The organism is Enterobacter sp. HNDS-6, assembly GCF_039850505.1.
Taxonomy (GTDB): domain Bacteria; phylum Pseudomonadota; class Gammaproteobacteria; order Enterobacterales; family Enterobacteriaceae; genus Enterobacter; species Enterobacter kobei.
Genome location: NZ_CP156673.1, coordinates 656,119 through 678,223, shown reverse-complemented (window position 1 = coordinate 678,223; position 22,105 = coordinate 656,119). Strand labels below are relative to the sequence as shown.

The 22,105-nt window shown below is 55.6% G+C and carries 24 protein-coding genes; 15 read left to right on the top strand and 9 right to left on the bottom strand.

What is annotated here, in order from left to right:
• Positions 1–36 precede the first annotated feature (36 nt).
• Positions 37–936 (bottom strand): oxygen-dependent coproporphyrinogen oxidase, encoded by a 900-nt coding sequence (hemF, locus tag ABFI50_RS03085; protein WP_045268317.1) that lies wholly within the window; start codon positions 934–936, stop codon positions 37–39.
• The gene (gene amiA / locus ABFI50_RS03080) at positions 936–1,811 is read right to left on the bottom strand and encodes an N-acetylmuramoyl-L-alanine amidase AmiA (RefSeq protein WP_014884751.1); all 876 of its coding nucleotides are present in this window, start codon (positions 1,809–1,811) and stop codon (positions 936–938) included. The genes hemF and amiA overlap by 1 nt, the downstream gene beginning before the upstream one ends.
• A gap of 212 nt (positions 1,812–2,023) precedes the next feature.
• Between amiA and ABFI50_RS03075 the strand changes: the two genes are divergently transcribed.
• From ABFI50_RS03075 to pdxK, 10 genes are all read left to right on the top strand, one after another.
• Positions 2,024–2,449 (top strand): GNAT family acetyltransferase, encoded by a 426-nt coding sequence (locus tag ABFI50_RS03075; RefSeq protein ID WP_014884750.1) that lies wholly within the window; start codon positions 2,024–2,026, stop codon positions 2,447–2,449.
• Positions 2,436–2,885: a DUF2919 domain-containing protein gene (locus ABFI50_RS03070; RefSeq protein ID WP_232932832.1), complete on the top strand. Its 450-nt coding sequence runs from the start codon at positions 2,436–2,438 to the stop codon at positions 2,883–2,885. Before ABFI50_RS03075 ends, ABFI50_RS03070 begins: the two co-directional genes overlap by 14 nt.
• Before the next feature lie 63 nt (positions 2,886–2,948).
• Positions 2,949–3,524 carry an RpoE-regulated lipoprotein gene (locus ABFI50_RS03065; RefSeq protein WP_048996833.1) on the top strand — a complete coding sequence of 192 codons (576 nt, stop codon included), beginning with the start codon at positions 2,949–2,951 and terminating at the stop codon, positions 3,522–3,524.
• A gap of 92 nt (positions 3,525–3,616) precedes the next feature.
• Entirely contained in the window at positions 3,617–4,516 is a 900-nt protein-coding gene (locus ABFI50_RS03060) for a Dyp-type peroxidase (protein WP_023331044.1), read from the top strand.
• A 163-nt stretch (positions 4,517–4,679) separates the two neighbouring features.
• A complete protein-coding gene (locus ABFI50_RS03055) occupies positions 4,680–5,693 on the top strand; it encodes a sulfate ABC transporter substrate-binding protein (protein ID WP_248217303.1) in 1,014 nt (337 codons plus the stop codon).
• Complete coding sequence (gene cysT, locus ABFI50_RS03050) at positions 5,693–6,526, top strand: sulfate/thiosulfate ABC transporter permease CysT (RefSeq protein WP_014884745.1); 834 nt, start codon at positions 5,693–5,695, stop codon at positions 6,524–6,526. Before ABFI50_RS03055 ends, cysT begins: the two co-directional genes overlap by 1 nt.
• Positions 6,526–7,401, top strand: a complete 876-nt coding sequence (gene cysW, locus ABFI50_RS03045) for a sulfate/thiosulfate ABC transporter permease CysW (RefSeq protein ID WP_023331041.1) — start codon at positions 6,526–6,528, stop codon at positions 7,399–7,401. The genes cysT and cysW overlap by 1 nt, the downstream gene beginning before the upstream one ends.
• Positions 7,391–8,485 (top strand): sulfate/thiosulfate ABC transporter ATP-binding protein CysA, encoded by a 1,095-nt coding sequence (gene cysA, locus ABFI50_RS03040; RefSeq protein WP_248217305.1) that lies wholly within the window; start codon positions 7,391–7,393, stop codon positions 8,483–8,485. Before cysW ends, cysA begins: the two co-directional genes overlap by 11 nt.
• Positions 8,486–8,602: 117 nt before the next feature.
• A complete protein-coding gene (gene cysM / locus ABFI50_RS03035) occupies positions 8,603–9,514 on the top strand; it encodes a cysteine synthase CysM (RefSeq protein WP_045268314.1) in 912 nt (303 codons plus the stop codon).
• Positions 9,515–9,519: 5 nt separating this feature from the next.
• Positions 9,520–10,356, top strand: coding sequence for a pyridoxine/pyridoxal/pyridoxamine kinase (pdxK, locus tag ABFI50_RS03030; RefSeq protein ID WP_023338619.1), 837 nt, complete (start codon positions 9,520–9,522; stop codon positions 10,354–10,356).
• A gap of 44 nt (positions 10,357–10,400) precedes the next feature.
• On the opposite strand, the gene crr is transcribed toward pdxK, so the two are convergent.
• From crr to cysZ, 5 genes are all read right to left on the bottom strand, one after another.
• Positions 10,401–10,910, bottom strand: a complete 510-nt coding sequence (gene crr / locus ABFI50_RS03025; RefSeq protein WP_003861316.1) for a PTS glucose transporter subunit IIA — start codon at positions 10,908–10,910, stop codon at positions 10,401–10,403.
• 40 nt (positions 10,911–10,950) lie between these two features.
• The gene (gene ptsI, locus ABFI50_RS03020; protein ID WP_014884740.1) at positions 10,951–12,678 is read right to left on the bottom strand and encodes a phosphoenolpyruvate-protein phosphotransferase PtsI; all 1,728 of its coding nucleotides are present in this window, start codon (positions 12,676–12,678) and stop codon (positions 10,951–10,953) included.
• Between the two features lie 44 nt (positions 12,679–12,722).
• Complete coding sequence (gene ptsH / locus ABFI50_RS03015; protein ID WP_000487600.1) at positions 12,723–12,980, bottom strand: phosphocarrier protein Hpr; 258 nt, start codon at positions 12,978–12,980, stop codon at positions 12,723–12,725.
• Between the two features lie 317 nt (positions 12,981–13,297).
• Positions 13,298–14,269, bottom strand: coding sequence for a cysteine synthase A (gene cysK / locus ABFI50_RS03010; protein ID WP_014884739.1), 972 nt, complete (start codon positions 14,267–14,269; stop codon positions 13,298–13,300).
• A gap of 163 nt (positions 14,270–14,432) precedes the next feature.
• Positions 14,433–15,194, bottom strand: a complete 762-nt coding sequence (gene cysZ / locus ABFI50_RS03005; RefSeq protein ID WP_023338618.1) for a sulfate transporter CysZ — start codon at positions 15,192–15,194, stop codon at positions 14,433–14,435.
• A 229-nt stretch (positions 15,195–15,423) separates the two neighbouring features.
• Between cysZ and zipA the strand changes: the two genes are divergently transcribed.
• The 3 genes from zipA to ABFI50_RS02990 all read left to right on the top strand — a co-directional run bounded on the left by zipA (position 15,424) and on the right by ABFI50_RS02990 (position 18,709).
• Positions 15,424–16,407 (top strand): cell division protein ZipA, encoded by a 984-nt coding sequence (zipA, locus tag ABFI50_RS03000; RefSeq protein WP_045134549.1) that lies wholly within the window; start codon positions 15,424–15,426, stop codon positions 16,405–16,407.
• Between the two features lie 69 nt (positions 16,408–16,476).
• Positions 16,477–18,492, top strand: a complete 2,016-nt coding sequence (ligA, locus tag ABFI50_RS02995) for an NAD-dependent DNA ligase LigA (RefSeq protein ID WP_248217307.1) — start codon at positions 16,477–16,479, stop codon at positions 18,490–18,492.
• A 1-nt stretch (position 18,493) separates the two neighbouring features.
• Positions 18,494–18,709: a DUF3820 family protein gene (locus ABFI50_RS02990; protein ID WP_014884735.1), complete on the top strand. Its 216-nt coding sequence runs from the start codon at positions 18,494–18,496 to the stop codon at positions 18,707–18,709.
• On the opposite strand, the gene ABFI50_RS02985 is transcribed toward ABFI50_RS02990, so the two are convergent.
• Positions 18,706–19,701 carry a bile acid:sodium symporter family protein gene (locus tag ABFI50_RS02985; protein WP_014884734.1) on the bottom strand — a complete coding sequence of 332 codons (996 nt, stop codon included), beginning with the start codon at positions 19,699–19,701 and terminating at the stop codon, positions 18,706–18,708. The two genes, ABFI50_RS02990 and ABFI50_RS02985, sit on opposite strands and share 4 nt — an antisense overlap.
• A gap of 89 nt (positions 19,702–19,790) precedes the next feature.
• Here ABFI50_RS02985 and ABFI50_RS02980 point away from each other — a divergent pair, with 89 nt between their 5' ends.
• Complete coding sequence (locus ABFI50_RS02980) at positions 19,791–20,726, top strand: LysR family transcriptional regulator (RefSeq protein WP_014884733.1); 936 nt, start codon at positions 19,791–19,793, stop codon at positions 20,724–20,726.
• On the opposite strand, the gene ABFI50_RS02975 is transcribed toward ABFI50_RS02980, so the two are convergent.
• Positions 20,723–21,064, bottom strand: a complete 342-nt coding sequence (locus ABFI50_RS02975) for a FlxA-like family protein (RefSeq protein WP_014884732.1) — start codon at positions 21,062–21,064, stop codon at positions 20,723–20,725. The two genes, ABFI50_RS02980 and ABFI50_RS02975, sit on opposite strands and share 4 nt — an antisense overlap.
• A gap of 207 nt (positions 21,065–21,271) precedes the next feature.
• Between ABFI50_RS02975 and xapA the strand changes: the two genes are divergently transcribed.
• Complete coding sequence (gene xapA / locus ABFI50_RS02970) at positions 21,272–22,096, top strand: xanthosine phosphorylase (RefSeq protein WP_014884731.1); 825 nt, start codon at positions 21,272–21,274, stop codon at positions 22,094–22,096.
• Positions 22,097–22,105: the final 9 nt, after the last annotated feature.

The window sequence follows — 22,105 nt, the reverse complement described above, 5'->3', positions numbered from 1 at the left end:
TTAACCAGGCCGGATAAGCGCAGCGCCATCCGGCAATTACACCCAGTCGCGTACTTTCAGAAACTCACTCAAGGCAGCCTCCGGGCTGCCTTCTTTTGGCTCGTAACAGTATTCCCAGCGTACCAGCGGCGGCATTGACATTAAAATCGACTCCGTGCGCCCGCCGGTCTGCAGGCCGAAGAGCGTCCCGCGATCCCACACCAGGTTAAACTCCACGTAGCGCCCGCGGCGATAAAGCTGGAATTCGCGCTCGCGCACGCCATAGTCGATATCTTTACGACGTTCGACAATGGGCAAATAGGCCTCAGTAAAGCCTTCGCCCACCGCGCGCATAAAGCTGAACGCGGTATCAAAATCGGGCGTGTTGAGATCGTCAAAGAACAGTCCACCGATGCCGCGCTGCTCGTCGCGGTGCTTCAGGTAAAAGTAGTCATCGCACCACTTTTTAAATTTCGGGTAGACGTCTTCGCCAAACGGCAGACAAAGGTCGCGCGCGGTGGTGTGCCAATGCACGGCGTCCTCTTCGAAACCGTAGTAGGGCGTTAAGTCGAAACCGCCGCCGAACCACCAGACCGGATCGGCCCCCGGTTTTTCAGCAATGAAAAAGCGTACGTTAGCGTGACTGGTCGGCACAAACGGATTATGCGGATGCACCACCAGCGAAACGCCCATCGCTTCAAAACTTCGGCCCGCCAGCTCAGGACGATGCGCTGTCGCAGAGGCGGGCATAGCGTCACCATGAACGTGGGAAAAATTCACCCCCGCCTGTTCAAAGATGCCGCCATTTCGCAATACGCGGCTGCGGCCACCGCCGCCTGCCTCACGCAGCCAGTTATCCTCCTGAAATTCACCGCCGTCTGCGGCGGCCAGTTTCTGGCAAATCTCATCCTGCAGTTGCAGCAGGAACGTTTTGACCAGTTGAGCATTGGGTTTCATTAACGTTTCCTGGCGTGCGCTTTTTGGTTATCGAACCAGTTGAAGTAACTGATAATGCCGGAGGCGATGGCGTTAGCAATCTTCTGGCGAAACGCCGTGGTGCCGAGCAGCCGCTCTTCTTCCGGGTTGGTAATAAAAGATGTTTCCACAAGTACGGACGGAATTGAAGGTGACTTCAGCACCACAAACGCCGCCTGCTCGGTGCTTTTACTGTGCAAGCGGTGCACCGGCTTAATCCGTTTGAGGATATGCGAGCCGAGCGTCAGGCTATTTTTGATGGTGTCCGTCTGCACGAGGTCGAACAGCACCTGCTGTAACAGATGATCTTTGTCCGTGGCCTTCTTCCCGGCCACTTCATCCGCCCGGTTCTCACGGTCGGAGAGGTATTTTGCCATGGCGCTACTGGCCCCACGGTTGGACAGGGCAAACACCGACGCGCCCGCGGCTGACGGGTTGGTAAAGCCGTCAGCGTGAATCGACATAAACAGATCCGCGCCGTGTTGATGGGCGATCTCCACGCGGTCATACAGCGGGATAAAGGTGTCGCCAGAGCGCGTCAGCCGGGCGTCAATGCCGTTGCTGCGTAAAATTGCGCGCACGTTTTTTGCAATCGCCAGCACGACGTGTTTTTCTTTTGACCCGTTTTTGCCGATGGCGCCGGTATCAATCCCGCCGTGGCCCGGGTCCAGCATCACCAGACGCTTTGCGCCTGGCTTTTTGGTTTTGGGTTTACTGTGTCCGTTACTGGTTTTGAGCGTGCTCTCGTCTTTCGCCTGAGCCTGCTTTGCAATACCGGTTAACGTTAAGGCCGCCAGCCCCGCTTTGAGAACCTGACGACGCGATGTGAGTGCTTTTAATGGTTTGAATGTGCTCATGCGGCCTGAATACTAAAAAAAGGGGTCCTGGTGTTATATCGTATCGTGTTTCCCGTTACGACAGTCCTTATTGAGAATTGTTTTACTTTTCATTTCAATACGTGACAAAGTGACATTATGCCAAATTTTGGCGAGATTTTCCCCGGTTATTGGCTAAACGTCCCGTACGCGCCATAATCACTGTTTTTGAACCCGAAAAGGCGGTTAATACCATGGAGATACGCGTTTTTCGCCAGGAAGATTTCGAAGAGGTGATCACCCTTTGGGAGCGCTGCGATTTGCTGCGTCCGTGGAACGATCCGGAGATGGACATCGAACGGAAGGTGAATCACGACGTCAGTCTGTTTTTGGTCGCGGAAGTGAATGGCGAGGTTGTCGGCACCGTCATGGGCGGCTATGACGGCCATCGCGGCTCGGCTTATTATCTGGGGGTCCATCCGGAATACCGTGGGCGTGGCATCGCGAATGCGTTACTGAACCGGCTTGAGAAGAAGCTGATTGCTCGCGGCTGCCCGAAAATTCAGATCATGGTGCGGGAAGATAACGATGTGGTGCTGGGCATGTATGAACGTCTGGGCTATGAGCACTCTGACGTGCTGAATTTAGGTAAGCGCCTGATCGAAGATGAAGAGTACTGAGATCCACCCGGGAGACTATGACGCGCAGGGCCGCCTCAGGCTGCCTTTTTTATTCTGGTGCGTTCTGCTGCTGCAGGCGCGAACCTGGGTGCTGTTTGTGATGGCTGGCGCGTCGCGCGGGCAGGGCGACACGCTGCTGAATCTCTTCTATCCCGATCACGATGCTTTCTGGCTTGGCTTACTGCCGGGCATTCCCGCCGTTCTGGCGTTTTTGGTCAGCGGACGGCGGCATATGATTCCACGCTTTTGGGGGGCGCTTCGCTGGCTGCTGATCATTGCCCAGACTGCGCTACTCTTTTGGCAGCCTGTACTCTGGTGGTACGGTGAACCGCTAACGGGTATCGGGATTGCGCTGGTGATCGCGGATATTGTGGCGTTGCTGTGGCTGCTGACAAATCCTCGTTTACGCGCCTGTTTTACGCAAGAGTCAGATTAGAACGGCACTTTTTACCGAAGTCGTACTCCAACAAGCGTTGATTTAACACGTAAGGACGTTTCAATGAAATCGCTGCGTTTACTTTTATGCGCTCTCCCGCTGGCATTAACCGGCTGTTCAACGCTCTCCTCCATCAACTGGTCCGCAGCCTATCCGTGGAACTGGTTTGGCGCGTCCACGGAATTGACCGAGCAGGGCGTAGGAAAAATTACCGCATCAACCGCGCTCGATCAGGATGCCATTCAGGACGCCCTGAGCAGTGACTACCGCCTGCGTAGCGGCATGAAAACCGAGAATGGCAACATTGTGCGGTACTTTGAAGCGCTAAAAGGGGACAAACTGGCGCTGGTGATTAATGGCGATAAAGGCACTGTGAACCGTATTGCGGTGCTCGACGACGAAATCCCGACCGCCAGCGGTGTGAAAGTGGGTACGCCGTTTAGCGATCTGTATAAACAAGCCTTTGGCAACTGCACCAGCGCGCCTTCCGACGAGGGCGTCGCGGTGGAATGTAAGGCGGAAGGCAGCCAGCACATCAGCTATGTCTTCATCGGTACCTGGAGCGGTCCGGAGGGATTAATGCCGTCTGACGACACGCTGAAAAGCTGGAAAGTGAGCAAAATAGTCTGGAAGCAGTAATTTGCGTCTGAACAAACCGCCTCGCTGAAATCCGGGTATAATACCCGCCATCAATGCCACGCTGACGTGGCATCTTTATTTCAGGAGGAGCGATGTCTCAGGTTCAGAGTGGCATTTTGCCAGAACATTGCCGCGCGGCGATTTGGATCGAAGCCAATGTCAAAGGGGATGTGGATGCCCTGCGTGCGGCCAGTAAAGCGTTTGTTGATAAACTGGCGACTTTCCAGGCCAAATTCCCGGATGCCCATCTCGGCGCCGTTGTTGCTTTTGGCAATAACGTCTGGCGTCAGCTGAGCGGCGGCGAAGGGGCGGAAGAGCTGAAAGACTTTATCCCTTACGGTAAAGGTCTGGCCCCGGCCACCCAGTACGATCTGCTGATTCATATTCTCTCTCTGCGTCACGATGTTAACTTCTCCGTTGCCCAGGCCGCGGTAGCAGCGTTCGGCGACAGCATTGAGGTGCAGGAAGAAGTTCACGGTTTCCGTTGGGTAGAAGAGCGCGATCTGAGCGGCTTCGTCGACGGCACGGAAAACCCGGCGGGTGAAGAGACGCGTCGTGACGTGGCGGTCATCAAAGATGGCGTGGATGCGGGCGGCAGTTACGTGTTCGTGCAGCGCTGGGAGCATAATCTCAAGCAGCTTAACCGCATGAGCGTGCATGACCAGGAGATGATGATTGGTCGCACCAAAGAGGCGAACGAAGAGATCGACGGCGATGACCGTCCGGTGACCTCTCACCTGACCCGCGTTGACCTCAAAGAAGAGGGCAAAGGGCTGAAGATTGTCCGCCAGAGCCTGCCGTATGGCACTGCAAGCGGCACCCACGGTCTTTACTTCTGCGCGTACTGCGCACGCCTGTATAACATCGAGCAGCAGTTGATGAGCATGTTCGGCGACACTGACGGCAAGCGCGACGCGATGCTGCGCTTCACCAAACCGGTAACCGGCGGCTACTACTTCGCGCCGTCCGTTGAGCGTCTGCTGGCGCTTTAACGCCCCTCACCCGAACCCTCTCCCCGCAGGGGAGAGGGGGATTGCAGCCTTATTCCCTTTTCTGCTTCTAAATCACCAAACGGTATATAAAACCGTTACTCCTTTCGACCTCGTTATAAATATTATGACTATAAGATAGTCATCACATTTATAAGGGTGCGCAATGGCCGTTACTGTACTGAAAAAAGGAACTCTGGCGCTGGCAGGTTTATTGCTGGTGGCCCAGGCGCAGGCGACTGAGCTGCTGAACAGTTCGTATGACGTCTCCCGCGAGCTGTTTGCCGCCCTTAACCCACCGTTTGAACAGCAGTGGGCGAAAGACAATAACGGCGATAAGCTGACCATCAAACAGTCCCATGCCGGTTCTTCCAAACAGGCGCTGGCGATATTGCAGGGACTGAAGGCGGATGTCGTGACCTACAACCAGGTTACTGACGTGCAGATCCTGCACGACAAGGGCAAACTTATCCCTGCTGACTGGCAGAGCCGTCTGCCGAATAACAGCTCGCCGTTCTATTCCACCATGGGCTTCCTGGTGCGTAAAGGTAACCCGAAAAATATCCACGACTGGAGCGACCTGGTGCGTTCTGACGTGAAGCTGATTTTCCCGAACCCAAAAACCTCCGGTAATGCGCGTTACACCTATTTGGCGGCGTGGGGTGCGGCGGACAAGGCTGACGGTAACGATAAAGCCAAAACCGAGCAGTTCATGACCCAGTTCCTGAAAAACGTTGAAGTGTTTGATACCGGCGGCCGCGGGGCAACCACCACCTTCGCAGAACGTGGGCTGGGCGATGTGCTGATCAGCTTTGAGTCGGAAGTGAACAACATCCGCAAACAGTATGAAGTGCAGGGCTTTGAGGTGGTTATCCCGAAAACCAACATTCTGGCCGAATTCCCGGTGGCGTGGGTGGATAAAAACGTGAAGGCAAACGGTACTGAGAAAGCGGCAAAAGCCTATCTCAACTATCTGTACAGCCCGCAGGCGCAGACCATCATTACCGATTACTACTACCGCGTGAATAACCCGGACGTGATGAACAAACTGAAGGATAAATTCCCACAGACCGCACTGTTCCACGTGGAAGATCATTTCGGCTCCTGGCCTGAGGTGATGAAAACGCACTTTGCCAGCGGCGGTGAGTTAGACAAGTTGCTGGCGGCGGGGCGTAAGTAATGTTTGCAGTCTCGACCAAACGCGTGCTGCCGGGCTTTACCTTAAGTCTGGGGACCAGCCTGCTGTTCGTCTGCCTGATCCTGTTGTTGCCGCTCAGCGCACTGGTGATGCAGCTTGCGCAGATGAGCTGGGCGCAGTACTGGGACGTGGTCACCAACCCGCAGGTGGTGGCCGCCTATAAAGTGACGCTGCTGTCGGCGTTTGTCGCCTCCATTTTTAACGGTGTGTTCGGCCTGCTGATGGCGTGGATCTTAACCCGCTATCGTTTCCCTGGCCGCACGCTGCTTGACGCACTGATGGATCTGCCGTTTGCGCTGCCGACGGCTGTTGCGGGCTTAACCCTTGCGTCGCTCTTCTCCGTGAACGGACTGTACGGTGAGTGGCTGGCAAAGCTTGATATCAAAGTCACCTATACCTGGCTTGGTATCGCGGTGGCGATGGCCTTTACCAGCATCCCGTTTGTGGTGCGTACCGTGCAGCCGGTGCTGGAAGAGCTGGGTCCGGAATATGAAGAAGCGGCGGAAACGCTGGGGGCCACGCGCTGGCAGAGTTTCCGCAAGGTCGTGTTGCCGGAACTCTCCCCGGCACTGATGGCGGGCGTTGCGCTGTCGTTTACCCGCAGCCTCGGTGAGTTCGGCGCGGTGATTTTTATCGCCGGGAACATTGCCTGGAAGACGGAGGTCACCTCGCTGATGATCTTCATCCGTCTTCAGGAGTTTGATTATCCGGCGGCGAGCGCCATTGCTTCGGTGATCCTCGCAGCCTCACTGCTGCTGCTGTACTCAATTAACACTCTGCAAAGTCGCTTTGGTCGACGTGTGGTAGGTCACTGATGGCGGAAGTTACGCAATTGAAGCGATACGATGCTCCCCGTATCAACTGGGGTAAATGGTTTCTGATTGGCGTGGGCGTGCTGGTGTCCGCCCTCATTCTCGTCGTGCCGACGGTGTATATCTTCGTTCAGGCGTTCAGCAAGGGGCTGATGCCCGCGCTGGAGAACCTGGCGAATCCGGACATGCTCCATGCCATCTGGCTGACCGTACTGATTGCCCTGATCACCGTGCCGGTGAACCTGGTGTTCGGGACGCTGCTGGCGTGGCTGGTGACGCGTTTTAACTTCCCGGGACGTCAGCTGCTGCTGACCCTGCTGGATATTCCGTTTGCCGTGTCGCCGGTGGTGGCGGGTCTGGTGTACCTGCTCTTTTACGGTTCTAACGGTCCGCTGGGCGGCTGGCTGGATGAGCATAACCTGCAGGTCATGTTCGCCTGGCCGGGCATGGTGCTGGTGACTATCTTCGTGACGTGTCCGTTTGTGGTGCGCGAACTGGTGCCGGTGATGTTAAGCCAGGGGAGCAACGAAGACGAAGCGGCGGTGCTGCTGGGCGCGTCAGGCTGGCAGATGTTCCGTCGCGTGACGCTGCCAAATATCCGCTGGGCGCTGCTTTACGGCGTGGTGCTGACCAACGCCCGAGCGATTGGTGAGTTTGGTGCCGTTTCCGTCGTATCCGGCTCCATCCGCGGTGAAACCCTGTCGCTGCCGTTACAGATTGAATTACTGGAACAGGACTACAACACCGTCGGTTCCTTTACTGCCGCAGCGTTACTGACGCTGATGGCTATTTTGACCCTGTTTTTGAAGAGTGTGGTGCAGTGGCGTTTAGAGAATCAGGAAAAACGTCAGCATCAGGAGGGAAATCATGAGCATTGAGATTGCCAATATTAAGAAGTCTTTTGGTCGCACCCAGGTGCTGAATGATATCTCGCTGGATATCCCTTCCGGACAAATGGTGGCGCTGCTGGGGCCGTCTGGCTCGGGTAAAACCACGCTGCTGCGTATTATCGCCGGGCTTGAGCATCAGACCAGCGGGCACATTCGCTTTCACGGCACCGACGTGAGCCGCCTGCATGCCCGCGATCGTAAAGTGGGTTTTGTGTTCCAGCACTATGCGCTGTTCCGCCACATGACCGTGTTTGATAACATCGCGTTTGGCCTGACCGTGCTGCCGCGTCGCGAACGCCCGGATGCCGCCACCATCAAAGCGAAAGTGACTAAGCTGCTGGAGATGGTGCAGCTGGCACATCTGGCGGATCGTTTCCCGGCGCAGCTGTCTGGCGGACAGAAACAGCGTGTCGCGCTGGCACGTGCGCTGGCCGTTGAGCCGCAAATTCTGCTGCTGGACGAACCGTTCGGTGCGCTGGATGCGCAGGTGCGTAAAGAACTTCGCCGCTGGCTGCGTCAGCTGCATGAAGAGCTGAAGTTTACCAGCGTCTTTGTGACCCACGATCAGGAAGAGGCGATGGAAGTGGCGGACCGCGTGGTGGTCATGAGCCAGGGCAACATCGAGCAGGTTGACGAGCCGGAGCAGCTCTGGCGTGAACCGGCGACCCGTTTCGTGCTGGAATTTATGGGTGAAGTGAACCGTCTGCAGGGCACCATTCGCGGTGGACAGTTCCACGTCGGCGCGCACCGCTGGCCGCTGGGCTATACCTCCGCGCATCAGGGGCCGGTCGATCTGTTCCTGCGTCCGTGGGAAGTGGACGTGAGCCGCCGCACCAGCCTGGATTCACCGCTGCCAGTGCAGGTACTGGAAGCTAGCCCTAAAGGGCACTACACCCAATTGGTGGTACAGCCGCTGGGCTGGTATACCGAGCAGCTGACCGTCGTCATGCGTGATGATGTGCCGCCGCACCGGGGCGAGCGTCTGTTTGTCGGTCTGCAGCATGCCCGCATTTATCACGGGAAGGAGCGCATCGAGACGCGCGAGAATATTGCTCTGGCGGAGTCAGCCTGATAGGTTATTAGGATGTTTATCGCCCGGTGGCGCTGCGCTTACCGGGCCTACAGTTATCACTGAGTCTTGTAGGCCGGGATCGCTGCGCGCCCCCGGCTTTTTTATTGAGTAAAAATCGTGACTACACTCGAACACACCATCGGCAACACTCCTCTGGTCAAGCTTCAGCGCATGGGGCCAGACAACGGAAGTGAAATCTGGGTCAAACTTGAGGGCAATAATCCGGCAGGCTCGGTGAAAGACCGTGCGGCGCTGTCGATGATTGTTCAGGCTGAAAAACGCGGTGAGATAAAGCCCGGCGACGTGTTGATTGAGGCCACCAGCGGCAATACCGGGATTGCACTGGCAATGATTGCGGCATTGAAAGGCTACCGCATGAAGCTGCTGATGCCGGACAACATGAGCCAGGAGCGCCGCGCCGCAATGCGCGCCTACGGGGCCGAGCTGATTTTGGTCACCAAAGAGCAGGGGATGGAAGGCGCACGCGATTTAGCCTTAGAAATGGCGGAGCGTGGCGAAGGTAAGTTGCTCGATCAGTTCAACAACCCGGATAATCCCTACGCGCATTACACCACCACCGGCCCGGAAATCTGGCAGCAAACCGACGGACGTATTACCCATTTTGTCTCCAGCATGGGCACCACCGGCACCATCACCGGCGTGTCGCGTTTTCTGCGCGAGCAGGAAAAAGCCGTCACTATCGTTGGCCTGCAGCCGGAAGAGGGGAGCAGCATTCCGGGGATACGCCGTTGGCCAGCAGAATACATGCCGGGTATTTTTAATGCGCAGCTGGTGGATCAGGTGCTGGATATTCACCAGCGCGAGGCGGAGAATACCATGCGTGAGCTGGCCGTGCGTGAAGGCATCTTCTGCGGGGTCAGCTCGGGTGGCGCGGTAGCGGGGGCGTTGCGCGTTGCGCAGGCGAATCCAGGCGCCGTTGTGGTCGCGATTATCTGCGACCGCGGCGATCGCTATCTGTCTACCGGCGTCTTTGGTGAAGAGAGTTATTCGCAGGGGGCGGGAATTTAAGCGTCATGGAGATGATTTTATTCCGGGATAACACCCGGGCGCAGCAAACCGATATTGTCGCAGTGCAGTCGCAGGTGGTTTATGGCAGCGTGGGGAACAGCATTGCGGTTCCGAATATTCGTACCCACAGGCTGAACGTCACCGCCGTGCCGACGGTATTGTTCAGCAATACGCCGCACTATGACACTTTCTACGGCGGCGTGATCCCCGATGAGTGGTTCAGCGGCTACCTGAAGGCGCTGGAAGAACGCGAGATCCTGCGCGAGCTTAAAGCGGTTACCACCGGTTATATGGGCAGCGCCAGCCAGATCGCCCTGTTGGCTCAGTGGCTGAAGGCGGTCAAAGCGCACCATCCTGACCTGCTGGTACTGGTCGACCCGGTTATTGGCGACATTGACAGTGGAATGTACGTGAAGCCGGATATTCCGCAAGCGTATCGGGAGCACCTGTTGCCGCTGGCGCAGGGTATTACGCCAAACGTCTATGAACTGGAAGTATTAAGCGGAAAACCGTGCCGCACGCCGGAAAGCGCCGTCGCGGCAGCGCAGGGGCTGCTTTCCGATTCCCTGAAATGGGTGGCGATTACCAGCGCGCCGGTCGCTGACGACCCGCACAACATCCACGTGGTGCTGGTGACGAAAGAGGGCGTTACCGTTAGCGCGCATCCGCGCGTAGAAACCGATCTGAAAGGGACGGGCGATCTGTTCTGTTCCGAGCTGGTCAGTGGTATCGTTGAGGGGAAAACCGTTGCCGATGCTATCCGCATGGCGGGGGATCGGGTGACTGACGTGATGTTGTACACCCAGTCGAAAGGGTACGACGAGCTTATCCTTCCCGCATAAACAAAAATGGCGCCCGAAGGCGCCATTTTTCTGTACGGCAAGAATTACTTCTTGATGCGGATAACCGGGGTTTCACCCACGGTGACGCTGCCAGACAGTTTGATCAGTTCTTTGATTTCGTCCATGTTGGAGATAACAACCGGCGTCAGGGTAGACTTGGCTTTTTCTTCCAGCAGTGGCAGATCGAATTCAATTACCGGGTCGCCAACTTTCACACGCTGGCCTTCTTCCGCGATACGTTTGAAGCCTTCGCCTTTCAGTTCAACGGTGTCGATACCGAAGTGAACGAACAGTTCGATACCGCTATCAGATTCGATAGAGAACGCATGGTTGGTTTCAAAAATTTTACCGATGGTGCCGTCAACTGGAGCAACCATTTTGTTGCCAGTTGGTTTGATAGCAATGCCATCACCAACGATTTTCTCAGCAAACACTACATCCGGCACGTCTTCGATGTTGACGATCTCGCCGGAGAGCGGAGCAACAATCTCAATAGTTCCGGAGTCTTTCTTATCATCAGAAACCAGAGATTTCAGTTTATCGAACAAACCCATGATCTTCTCCTAAGCAGTAATTTGGGCCGCATCTCGTGGATTAGCAGATTGTTTTTTCTTCAATGAACTTGTTAACCAGCGTCATTAACTCGTCCGTTGTCGGTTGAGCAAGAGCCTGCTCTGCTAACACCTTCGCATCTTCGAAGTTCGTGTTACGGATAATCTTCTTAATGCGCGGGATGGAAATGGCGCTCATAGAGAATTCGTCCAGACCCATACCCAGCAACAGAAGTGTAGCACGTTCGTCGCCTGCAAGCTCACCACACATGCCAGTCCATTTACCTTCTGCATGAGAAGCATCAATAACTTGCTTGATCAAGTTCAGTACGGACGGTGACATTGGCTGGTAGAGATGTGAAATCATATCATTACCACGGTCAACTGCCAGGGTGTACTGCGTTAAATCATTGGTGCCGATACTAAAGAAATCAACTTCTTTGGCTAAATGACGCGCAATGGTCGCGGCTGCTGGGGTTTCCACCATCACGCCGATCTCGATTGACTCGTCAAACGCTTTACCTTCGTCGCGCAGTTCCTGTTTGTAGATTTCGATCTCTTTCTTCAGTGCACGCACTTCTTCAACAGAGATGATCATCGGGAACATGATGCGCAGTTTACCGAAAGCAGAGGCACGCAGAATTGCGCGCACCTGGTCACGCAGGATCTCTTTGCGATCCATGGCGATACGCACTGCACGCCAGCCCAGGAACGGGTTCTCTTCTTTCGGGAAGTTCATGTATGGCAACTCTTTGTCGCCACCGATGTCCATAGTACGGACGATAACCGCCTGAGAGCCACACGCTTCTGCTACGGCTTTATACGCAGCAAACTGCTCTTCTTCAGTAGGCAGCGCGTCACGGTCCATGAACAGGAATTCTGTACGATAGAGACCCACACCTTCCGCACCGTTGCGCTCAGCGCCTTCAACGTCACGTACGGTACCGATGTTTGCGCACACTTCAACCTGATGGCCGTCCAGGGTGATGGCTGGCAGGTCTTTCAGCTTAGCGAGTTCCGCTTTTTCAGTCGCAACTTGCTCCTGAACCGCGCGCAGTTTTTCGATCTCTTCGTTTGTTGGGTTGACGTAAACCAGATTGTTTACGGCATCCAGAATCAGATAGTCGCCGTTTTTCACCTGAGAGGTGACGCTACCGGTACCCACGATGGCAGGCAATTCCAGAGAACGGGCCATAATAGAGGTGTGGGAAGTACGGCCACCCGCGTCGGTAATGAAACCGAGGACCTTTTTCAGGTTCAGCTGTGCGGTTTCGGACGGGGTGAGGTCAGCGGCAACCAGGATCACTTCATCCTGAATCGCGCTCAGGTCGATGATGGCCAGACCCAGGATGTTGCGCAGCAGGCGCTTACCGATGTCACGTACGTCAGCCGCACGTTCTTTCAGGTATTCATCATCCAGTTCTTCCAGGGCAGTTGCCTGACCTTCGATAACTTCATGCGCAGCCGCGTCGGCCGTCATGCCTTTATCTTTAATCAGGGCTATGATTTCCTGCTCCAGCTCCTCATCTTCGAGCAGCATGATATGCCCTTCGAAGATGGCTTCTTTTTCTTCACCGAAAGTTTCGCCAGCTTTAGTTTTGATTGCTTCCAGTTGCGCAGATGCCTTGGCACGACCGCTCAGAAAACGTTCAACTTCCTGATCAACCTTGTCGGCAGAAATTTTTTTCCGGTCGATGACGATCTCGTCTTCTTTCAGCAGCAGTGCTTTGCCGAAAGCGATACCCGGGGATGCTAAAATGCCTGAAATCATAACCCTACCTTACTTGTGACTGATATTTAAAAGAACCCGGAAACTTACTCGAGCTCAGCCATCAGTTTTACCAGATGCTCAACTGCTTTCTGCTCGTCTTCACCTTCCGCAGAAATGGTGACTACGGTGCCCTGAGTCAGGCCCAGAGTCTGCAGTTTGAACAGGCTTTTTGCGCTGGCGCTTTTGCCGTTGGAAGTCACAGTGATTTCAGAAGTGAAGCCTTTCGCTTCTTTAACAAACTGAGCAGCAGGGCGGGTGTGCAGACCGTTCGGAGCGGTAATGGTAACTTCTTGCTGGAACATTGTATTTCCCCAACTTATAGGTTTAGTGTTGTGGAACTAAAGTCTAGCCTGGCGACTGAACTTTAGCCTGTATTGTTAGCGCTGACGTTTCGATCGTCATTAAACATTATGCAGCGAAAGCAAGACTTGAACCAAATCATAAAATCGATTCAGCAAGGCTATTTCGTTCACTGATTAATTTCACGCATCAAAATAATTGCTGGTTTAAATACCAGACCCAACGGGGTGAAGCAATGCCAGGAGGGGCAAAAGTTTGAAGCAGGCCACAAAAAAGCACCTGAAAAGGTGCTTTTTTACGCGTTATTAACATGCTGGCATTACTGTTGCAGCTCTTTTTCAGTGAACAGATCGGCAAACAGTGCGGTGCTCAAGTAACGCTCACCCGAGGAAGGAAGGATAACCACAATATTCTTATTGGTAAAGGCTTCATCTTCCTGAAGTTTGAGCGCTGCCGCAACAGCCGCACCGGAAGAGATACCGGCGAGAATGCCTTCTTCATCCATCAGACGACGCGCGGTAGAGATGGCTTCTTCGTTAGTGATGGTGACCACTTTATCGATCAGCTTCAGATCCAGGTTGCCCGGAATGAAGCCCGCGCCAATACCCTGGATTTTATGCGGACCCGGCTTGAGCTCTTCGCCTGCCAGTGCCTGGGTGATAACCGGTGAGTCGGTGGGTTCAACCGCAACGGTGATCAGATCTTTTTTACCTTTTGTGCCTTTTATATAGCGTGACACGCCGGTCAGGGTGCCGCCGGTACCAACGCCGGAGATAAACACGTCAACCTGACCGTCAGTATCTTCCCAGATTTCCGGTCCAGTGGTCTTCTCGTGAATTTCCGGGTTAGCCGGGTTGCTGAACTGCTGCAGCAGCAGATATTTTGCCGGATCGCTGGCGACAATCTCTTCCGCTTTCTGAATGGCACCTTTCATGCCCTTCGCACCTTCGGTCAGTACCAGGTTCGCGCCGAGTGCTTTGAGCAGTTTGCGGCGTTCGATACTCATGGTTTCCGGCATGGTCAGCGTCAGTTTGTAGCCACGCGCGGCAGCGACATAGGCCAGAGCGATACCGGTGTTACCGCTGGTCGGTTCAACCAGTTCAACGCCAGGCTTCAGCACGCCACGTTTTTCAGCATCCCAAATCATGTTTGCACCGATACGGCATTTTACGCTGAAGCTCGGGTTACGAGATTCGACCTTCGCCAGAATGCGTCCATTACCGATACGGTTCAGTCGAACCAGGGGCGTATGACCGATAGTCAGCGAGTTGTCTTCATAAATCTTACTCATGGCCTGTCCTTAACTGTATGAAATTGGGATACCGCCCCAGCATACCTGCTAAGCAGGGAGGGGGAAGTAAGGAATTCGCATATCTATATACTGCAAGGAAATAATGGGGATCAGTATGGAATAAGGGGCGGCATAAGCCACCCCTGCTTTACACATTTTTGCATTATTTCCATAACGCGTGCTTAGCACGGTAGCAGTCCACCCACATTGCCGTCGCGCCGCACACAGCAACCGGCATGATGAACAGGTTCAGGAAGGGAATCATCGTGAACAGGCTGGTTAGCGCGCCGAACTGCATATTGGCGACCTTCTGGGTACGCAGGGCGTTGCGCATCGCTTTAAACGGTACCTTGTGGTTATCGAACGGATAATCACAATACTGGATGGCGAGCATCCAGGCGCTGAACAGGAACCACAGCACCGGCGCCACGGTCTGGCCAATGCCGGGCACAAAATAGAGGATAAGCAGCACTACCGCCCGGGGGAGGTACCAGGCAAATTTCTGCCACTCGCGCTTCATGATGCGGGGGATATCTTTCATGATCCCGAGCACGCCCGTGTCCGGCGGCGTCGCGCCGGTAAGCCGCGCCTCCAGCTGTTCTGCCAGCAGGCCGTTAAACGGTGCGGCTATCCAGTTAGCGATGGTTGAGAAGAAATAGCCGAACACCAGCAGCACGGAGATAACCGCCACCGGCCAGAGCAGATAGTTCAGCCACTGTAGCCAGTCGGGCACATAGCTCATTAACGCAGGGATCCAGCTCTCGAGCTTTGTAAAAAGCCACCAGAACGCGCCGCCCATCAGAAGAATGTTGATCAACAGCGGAAGGATGACGAAGCGTCGGATACCCGGCAGTGAAACCAGTTTCCAGCCCTGAGAAAAATACCAGACGCCGCTGCGTGGGGGAGAAGACGATGTTGAAACCATAACCAGGCTGTACTCCTTTTTTCACAACCAGTGGAATTGCCGCCTATATTATCCACTTGTAGGCTAATGACCAGTTCGGAAATGTTCGAAAAACCAGCAAAAAGCACGATTTCCTTCATCTTTATGCTGTGAATGCTCTGCACACACTTGCACTTGACGTAAACGGCAAATACTCTTAGTGAGTAAATGTTTGCCGTGGTGGCAAGGTGTTAGAACAACAGAGAATATAATGATGCAGGATTTGCGTCTGATATTAATCATTGTTGGCGCGATCGCCATAATCGCTTTACTGGTACATGGTTTCTGGACCAGCCGTAAAGAGCGTTCTTCGATGTTCCGCGATCGCCCACTGAAGCGCATGAAGTCCAGTCGTGATGACGATGACATTGAAGATGACATCGACGGTCGCGACGATGACGGCGTGGGTGAAGTTCGTGTTCATCGGGTCAATACTGCGCCCGGCGCGGCTCATGGGGAGCATGAAGCCCCCCGTCCTGCGCAGCACCAGTATCAACCGCCGTACGCCTCTGCTCAGCCGCGCCAGCAGGCGCCGCAGCCGGTAGAAGAGCCTGTGCGCCAGCCGCCGCAACAGCCTGTCCATCAGCAGCCTGCTGCGCCACAGCCGGTTCAACCGCAGCCCGTGCAGCAGCCTGTGCAACAACAGCCCGCGCAGCCGGTACAACAGCCGCAGCAGCCTGTTCATGTGCAGCCAGCGCCGCAGCCTGCTCCAGCACAGCATGTTGAGCCAGAACCAGTAGCTGAGCCAGAACCGGTTGTTGAAAAACCGCAGCGTAAAGAAGCGGTGATCATCATGAACGTGGCCGCGCATCACGGTAGCCATCTCAACGGTGATGTGCTGCTTAACAGTATTCAACAGGCAGGCTTCAAGTTTGGCGACATGAATATTTTCCATCGCCACCTGAGCCCTGACGGTAGCGGCCCGGCGCTGTTCAGCCTGGCCAATATGGTCAACCCGGGTACTTTTGATCCGGAAATGACCGGTGATTTCGTGACCCCAGGTGTCACCATCTTTATGCAGGTGCCCTCTTACGGTGATGAACTGCAAAACTTTAAGCTGATGTTGCAATCCGCTCAGCACATCGCTGACGAAGTAGGCGGTGTGGTGCTCGACGATCAGCGTCGAATGATGACCCCGCAGAAACTGCGCGAGTATCAGGACCGCATCCGCGAAGTTAAGGAAGCCAACGCGTAATCATCGCGTTTACGTCAACTCCTCCTCAACCCCCGCATGTCGGGGGTTTTTTCTCATTGATGGTGCGATATGGACTCAATAGAACAACAACTCACTGACCTGCGAACCACGCTTCGCCATCATGAATATCTCTATCATGTTATGGACGCGCCGGAGGTGCCGGATGCGGAGTATGACCGCCTGATGCGCGAGCTGCGCGAACTGGAGGCGCAGCACCCGGAACTCATTACGCCGGATTCTCCCACCCAGCGTGTCGGTGCCGAGCCGCTGGGAGCGTTCAGCCAGGTACGCCATGAAGTACCGATGCTGTCGCTGGATAACGTCTTTGATGAAGAGAGCTTCCTCGCGTTTAACAAGCGCGTGCAGGACCGTCTGAAAAGCAGCGACGCTCTCACCTGGTGCTGCGAGCTGAAGCTTGATGGCCTGGCGGTCAGTCTTCTCTACGAAAACGGCGTGCTGGTGCGTGCCGCCACGCGTGGCGACGGCACGACGGGTGAAGACATTACGACCAACGTGCGTACCATCCGCGCAATTCCGCTGAAGCTGCAGGGGGACAACATTCCTGCGCGTCTGGAAGTGCGCGGCGAGGTGTTCCTGCCGCAGGCGGGTTTCGAGAAAATCAACGAAGAAGCGCGCCGCACCGGCGGGAAAGTATTTGCTAACCCGCGTAATGCGGCGGCAGGCTCTTTGCGCCAGCTTGACCCGCGTATCACCGCGAAGCGACCGCTCACTTTCTTCTGCTACGGCGTGGGGATCCTGGAGGGAGGCGAGCTGCCGGATACGCACCTCGGGCGCCTGATGCAGTTTAAGGCGTGGGGCCTGCCGGTAAGTAACCGCGTACAGCTCTGTGACTCGCCAGAAGCGGTACTCGCGTTCTACCACAAGGTGGAAGCGGACCGTCCGACGCTCGGTTTTGATATTGATGGCGTTGTCATTAAGGTGAACTCACTGGCGCTTCAGGAGCAACTCGGCTTTGTGGCGCGTGCGCCGCGCTGGGCGGTTGCGTTTAAGTTTCCTGCTCAGGAACAGATGACCTTCGTTCGCGACGTGGAGTTCCAGGTCGGCCGTACGGGCGCCATTACCCCGGTCGCCCGTCTTGAGCCTGTGCAGGTCGCGGGCGTGCTGGTGAGTAACGCCACGCTGCATAACGCCGATGAGATTGAACGTCTGGGCCTGCGGATTGGTGACAAAGTGGTGGTTCGTCGCGCGGGCGATGTTATTCCGCAGGTGGTAAACGTCGTTGAGTCTGAACGCCCTGATGATACGCGTGAAGTGGTCTTCCCGACCCATTGCCCGGTGTGTGGCTCTGACGTGGAGCGTGTTGAAGGTGAGGCGGTAGCGCGCTGTACGGGCGGCCTGATCTGTGGCGCGCAGCGTAAAGAGTCACTGAAGCACTTCGTCTCCCGTCGCGCCATGGACGTCGACGGCATGGGCGATAAGATTATCGATCAACTGGTTGAAAAAGAGTATGTGCATACGCCAGCGGATCTCTTCAAACTGACGGCGGGCAAGCTGACCGGTCTGGATCGCATGGGGCCGAAGTCGGCGCAGAACGTGGTTAACGCTCTGGAAGCCGCAAAAGAGACCACCTTCGCCCGTTTCCTTTACGCGCTGGGCATCCGTGAAGTGGGGGAGGCAACGGCAGCAGGTCTGGCGGCGTACTTTGGCACGCTGGAGGCGCTGGAAAAGGCAAGCATCGACGAGCTGCAGAAAGTGCCGGATGTCGGCATTGTAGTCGCCACGCACGTCTTTAACTTCTTTGCGGAAGAGAGCAACCGCGAAGTCATTGGCAAACTGCTGGCAGAGGGCATCAAATGGCCCGCGCCGATGGTGGTTAATGCCGAAGAGATCGACAGTCCGTTCGCCGGTAAAACGGTGGTGCTGACCGGCAGCCTGAGCCAGCTTTCACGCGACGATGCGAAAGCGCGTCTGGTGGCGCTGGGCGCAAAAGTGGCGGGCAGCGTGTCGAAGAAAACCGACCTGGTGATTGCCGGGGAAGCAGCGGGTTCGAAGCTGGCGAAAGCCCAGGAACTCGGCATTGAGGTTATCGACGAAGCGGAAATGATGCGTCTGTTAGGAGAGTAACGTGGAAAAAGAGCAGCTCGTTGCGATCGCCAATACGGAGATGCCGTTCGGTAAATATAAGGGCCGCAGGCTGATCGATTTGCCGGAGGAGTATCTGCTGTGGTTTGCCCGTAAGGATGAGTTCCCGGCCGGGCGACTGGGCGAGCTGATGGCTATTACGCTACTGATCAAAACCGAGGGGCTGACCCAGCTGGTTCAGCCCCTGAAACGTCCTTAAGCCTTCGCGGCGCGGGTCTCTTCCTGCGCCAGTTTTTCCGTCTGACGTTTATAGCGACGCGCCAGCACGGCGCAGACCATCAGCTGGATCTGATGAAAAATCATCAGCGGCAATACCATCATCCCAATTACCGAGGTCGGGAACAGAATGTTGGCCATCGGGATACCGTTCGCCAGGCTCTTCTTCGAACCGCAGAAAACAATCGTAATTTCATCTGCTTTGTTGAAGCCGCATTTACGTGCCACAAAGACGTTTACGGCAATGACAATCGCCAGCAGGACAATGCTGACGACCACGATAAACAGCAGTGAGCCTGCGCCCACCTTGTGCCAGATCCCGTTCACGACCGCTTCGCTGAAGGCGGAGTAAACCACCAGCAGAATTGAGGTCTGGTCGGTTTTGGAGATCCACTTTTTATGCTTCGTCACAAACGCACCTGTCCACGGGCGCGAGAGATGGCCCAGGACAAAGGGCAGCAGCAGTTGCAGACAGATCCTGCCCACCTGCTCAAGGTTACCTTCCGCGCCATGCATGTTCATCAGCAGCCCCACCAGCAGCGGGGAGACGAAAATCCCTAACAGGCTGGATGCCGATGCGGAGCAGACCGCGGCCGCAACGTTGCCACCCGCGAGGGAGGTAAACGCAATGGCCGACTGCACGGTGGCTGGCAGAATACAGAGATACAAAAAACCGGTATAGAGTGCCGGGTCGACGTTAACTGGCGCCCACCACGCAAACAGCACCCCGAGGATGGGGAACAGAATAAAGGTGCTGCACATCACCCAGAGGTGCAGTCGCCAGTGGCCACCACCCGCGATAATCGCTTCGCGGGAGAGTTTTGCGCCGTGCATAAAGAACAGCAGCGCGATAGCGGCCGTCGTCAGCCCCTCAAAAAACGGGACGAAACCACCGCGGGCCGGGAAAAACGAGGCCAGTAAAACGGTGACCACCAGAGTAAGCGTAAACGGATCAACAATACGAAATAGTTTCATAATGACTCCTGAAAACAGATGTCGCTATTGTGCTTTTTTCCATTTGAGAAATAAAATTGATTTATTGCATTCATTCATGAATTAAACAGATGAATTACTCCTTACGCCAGCTTCGTATTTTTGTCACCGTCGCCCATGCCCGTAGCTTCAGCCGGGCAGGAGAGATGATTGGCCTCAGCCAGTCAGCCGTCAGCCACAGCGTGAAAGAGCTGGAAAATCAGACCGGCGTGCGGTTGCTTGACCGTACCACACGCGAAGTGGTGCTGACCGAAGCAGGGCAGCAGCTGGCCCAGCGCCTCGAACGTCTGCTGGATGAACTGAACAGCACGCTCAGAGACGTGGGAAGGCTGGGGCAGCAGCTTTCGGGCACCGTGCGGGTCGCAGCCAGCCAGACAATATCGGCACACCTTATCCCGCAGTGTATCGCGGAGGGAAACCACCGCTATCCGGACATTGATTTTGTGTTGCATGACCGGCCGCAGCAGTGGGTGCTGGAAAGCATCCGTCAGGGAGATGTGGATTTTGGTATTGTGATCGACCCCGGCCAGGTGAGCGACCTGGCGTGCGAAAGCGTGCTTTCTGAGCCTTTTTTACTGCTCTGCCGGGATGACGATCCGCTGGCAACCTTGCCGGCGGTCAACTGGCAGTCCCTGCAGGGCGCGAACCTGGTTTTGCAGGATTATGCCTCCGGCAGCCGTCCGCTGATCGATTCCGCGCTGGTTAATCAGGGCGTAAAGGCCACCATCGTGCAGGAAATTGGGCATCCGGCCACGCTGTTTCCCATGGTGGAAGCCGGAATTGGGATCAGCGTGTTGCCCGCTCTGGCGCTCCCCCTGCCGCAGGGGAGCCGACTGGCCGTGAAGCGTTTAACGCCTGTTGTCGAGCGAAAACTGATGTTAGTACGGCGCAAAAATCGTTCCCTCTCGGGGGCGGCGCAGGCTATATGGGAAGTGGTGCGTATCCAGGCACAGCGATTAACCGAGGCCCGCATACGCGACCCACTGTTTAACGCATCCGACGATTAAATATAGATATCGATCTGATGATCGTCTGTCGGGCTATTCACCCCTTCCACTTTACCCGGCGCTTGCTCCTGTTTCTTTTGCTCCTCTTCAGCCTGCTGGTGCTGCAGCGCGGCGAGCTGCGCCTGTAGCACGGTGATTTGGGTCTGAATGAGCTCCTGCTGCTTTTTCTTTTCATCTGCACTGCCGGAACTGTCCGCCAGCTCTTTTAACTGCTGAGTCAGCTGTTGGATTTTGTCGAGAATACGGCTGATTTGCGCAGCAATATCGTTCCCGCCGGAAGCCCCACTCCCGCCGCCGCTGGTTTGAATGGGTGGGGCTGAAGCCTGAATGGTCGTCATACTTTTTCCTCGCGTTATAAAACAGAGGTATCGGCACTGACGGGATTAGCTTGAGCAAAACAGCCATATCTGGCAGGGCGTTACATTGATACAAAAACAGTATTGATGGTGTCGGGAAAGTGTATTGGAGGTCACCCGCAGGCTCCGGATATAAGACTAGGGTCATGCGATCCATGCTATCGCGATCTTCATTCTCAAGGAGCCTCTATGACCCTCTCAAATAACCCGTGGTACTGCGCCGATATTATCCGTGCGGCTAAGCCTGACTTCACGCCTCGCGTGGCGTTTATTCTCGGCTCTGGCCTTGGCGCGCTCGCCGACCAGATTGATGATGCCGTTTCCCTGAGCTATGAAAAACTGCCGGGCTTCCCGGTGAGCACCGTCCACGGCCACGCAGGCGAGCTGGTGCTGGGGCATCTTGCCGGGGTGCCTGTTGCCTGTATGAAAGGGCGAGGGCACTTCTATGAGGGGCGCGGGATGACCATCATGACCGATGCGATCCGCACGTTCAAACTGCTGGGATGTGAGTTGCTGTTTAGCACCAATGCGGCAGGCTCATTGCGCCCGGAAGTTCTGCCGGGGAGCCTGGTTGCCCTGAGCGACCATATCAATACCATGCCTGGCACGCCGATGGTGGGGCTGAACGATGAGCGCTTTGGCGACCGTTTCTTCTCCCTGGCCAATGCTTACGACGCGGATTACCGTGCGATGCTGCAAACCGTGGCGGCGAAAGAGGGTTTCCCGCTGCATGAAGGGGTATTTGTCTCTTATCCGGGCCCGAACTTCGAGACGGCGGCAGAGATCCGCATGATGCAAATTATCGGCGGCGATGTGGTCGGCATGTCCGTGGTGCCGGAAGTGATTTCCGCACGCCACTGTGGCCTGAAGGTTGTAGCCGTTTCTGCAATTACCAACCTCGCCGAAGGTTTGGGCGAGGTAAAGCTGTCGCATGAGCAGACGCTCGCGGCGGCTGAGCTCTCACGCCAGAACTTCATCAATCTTATCTGCGGTTTTCTCCGCCATATTGCCTGAGTAAAACAA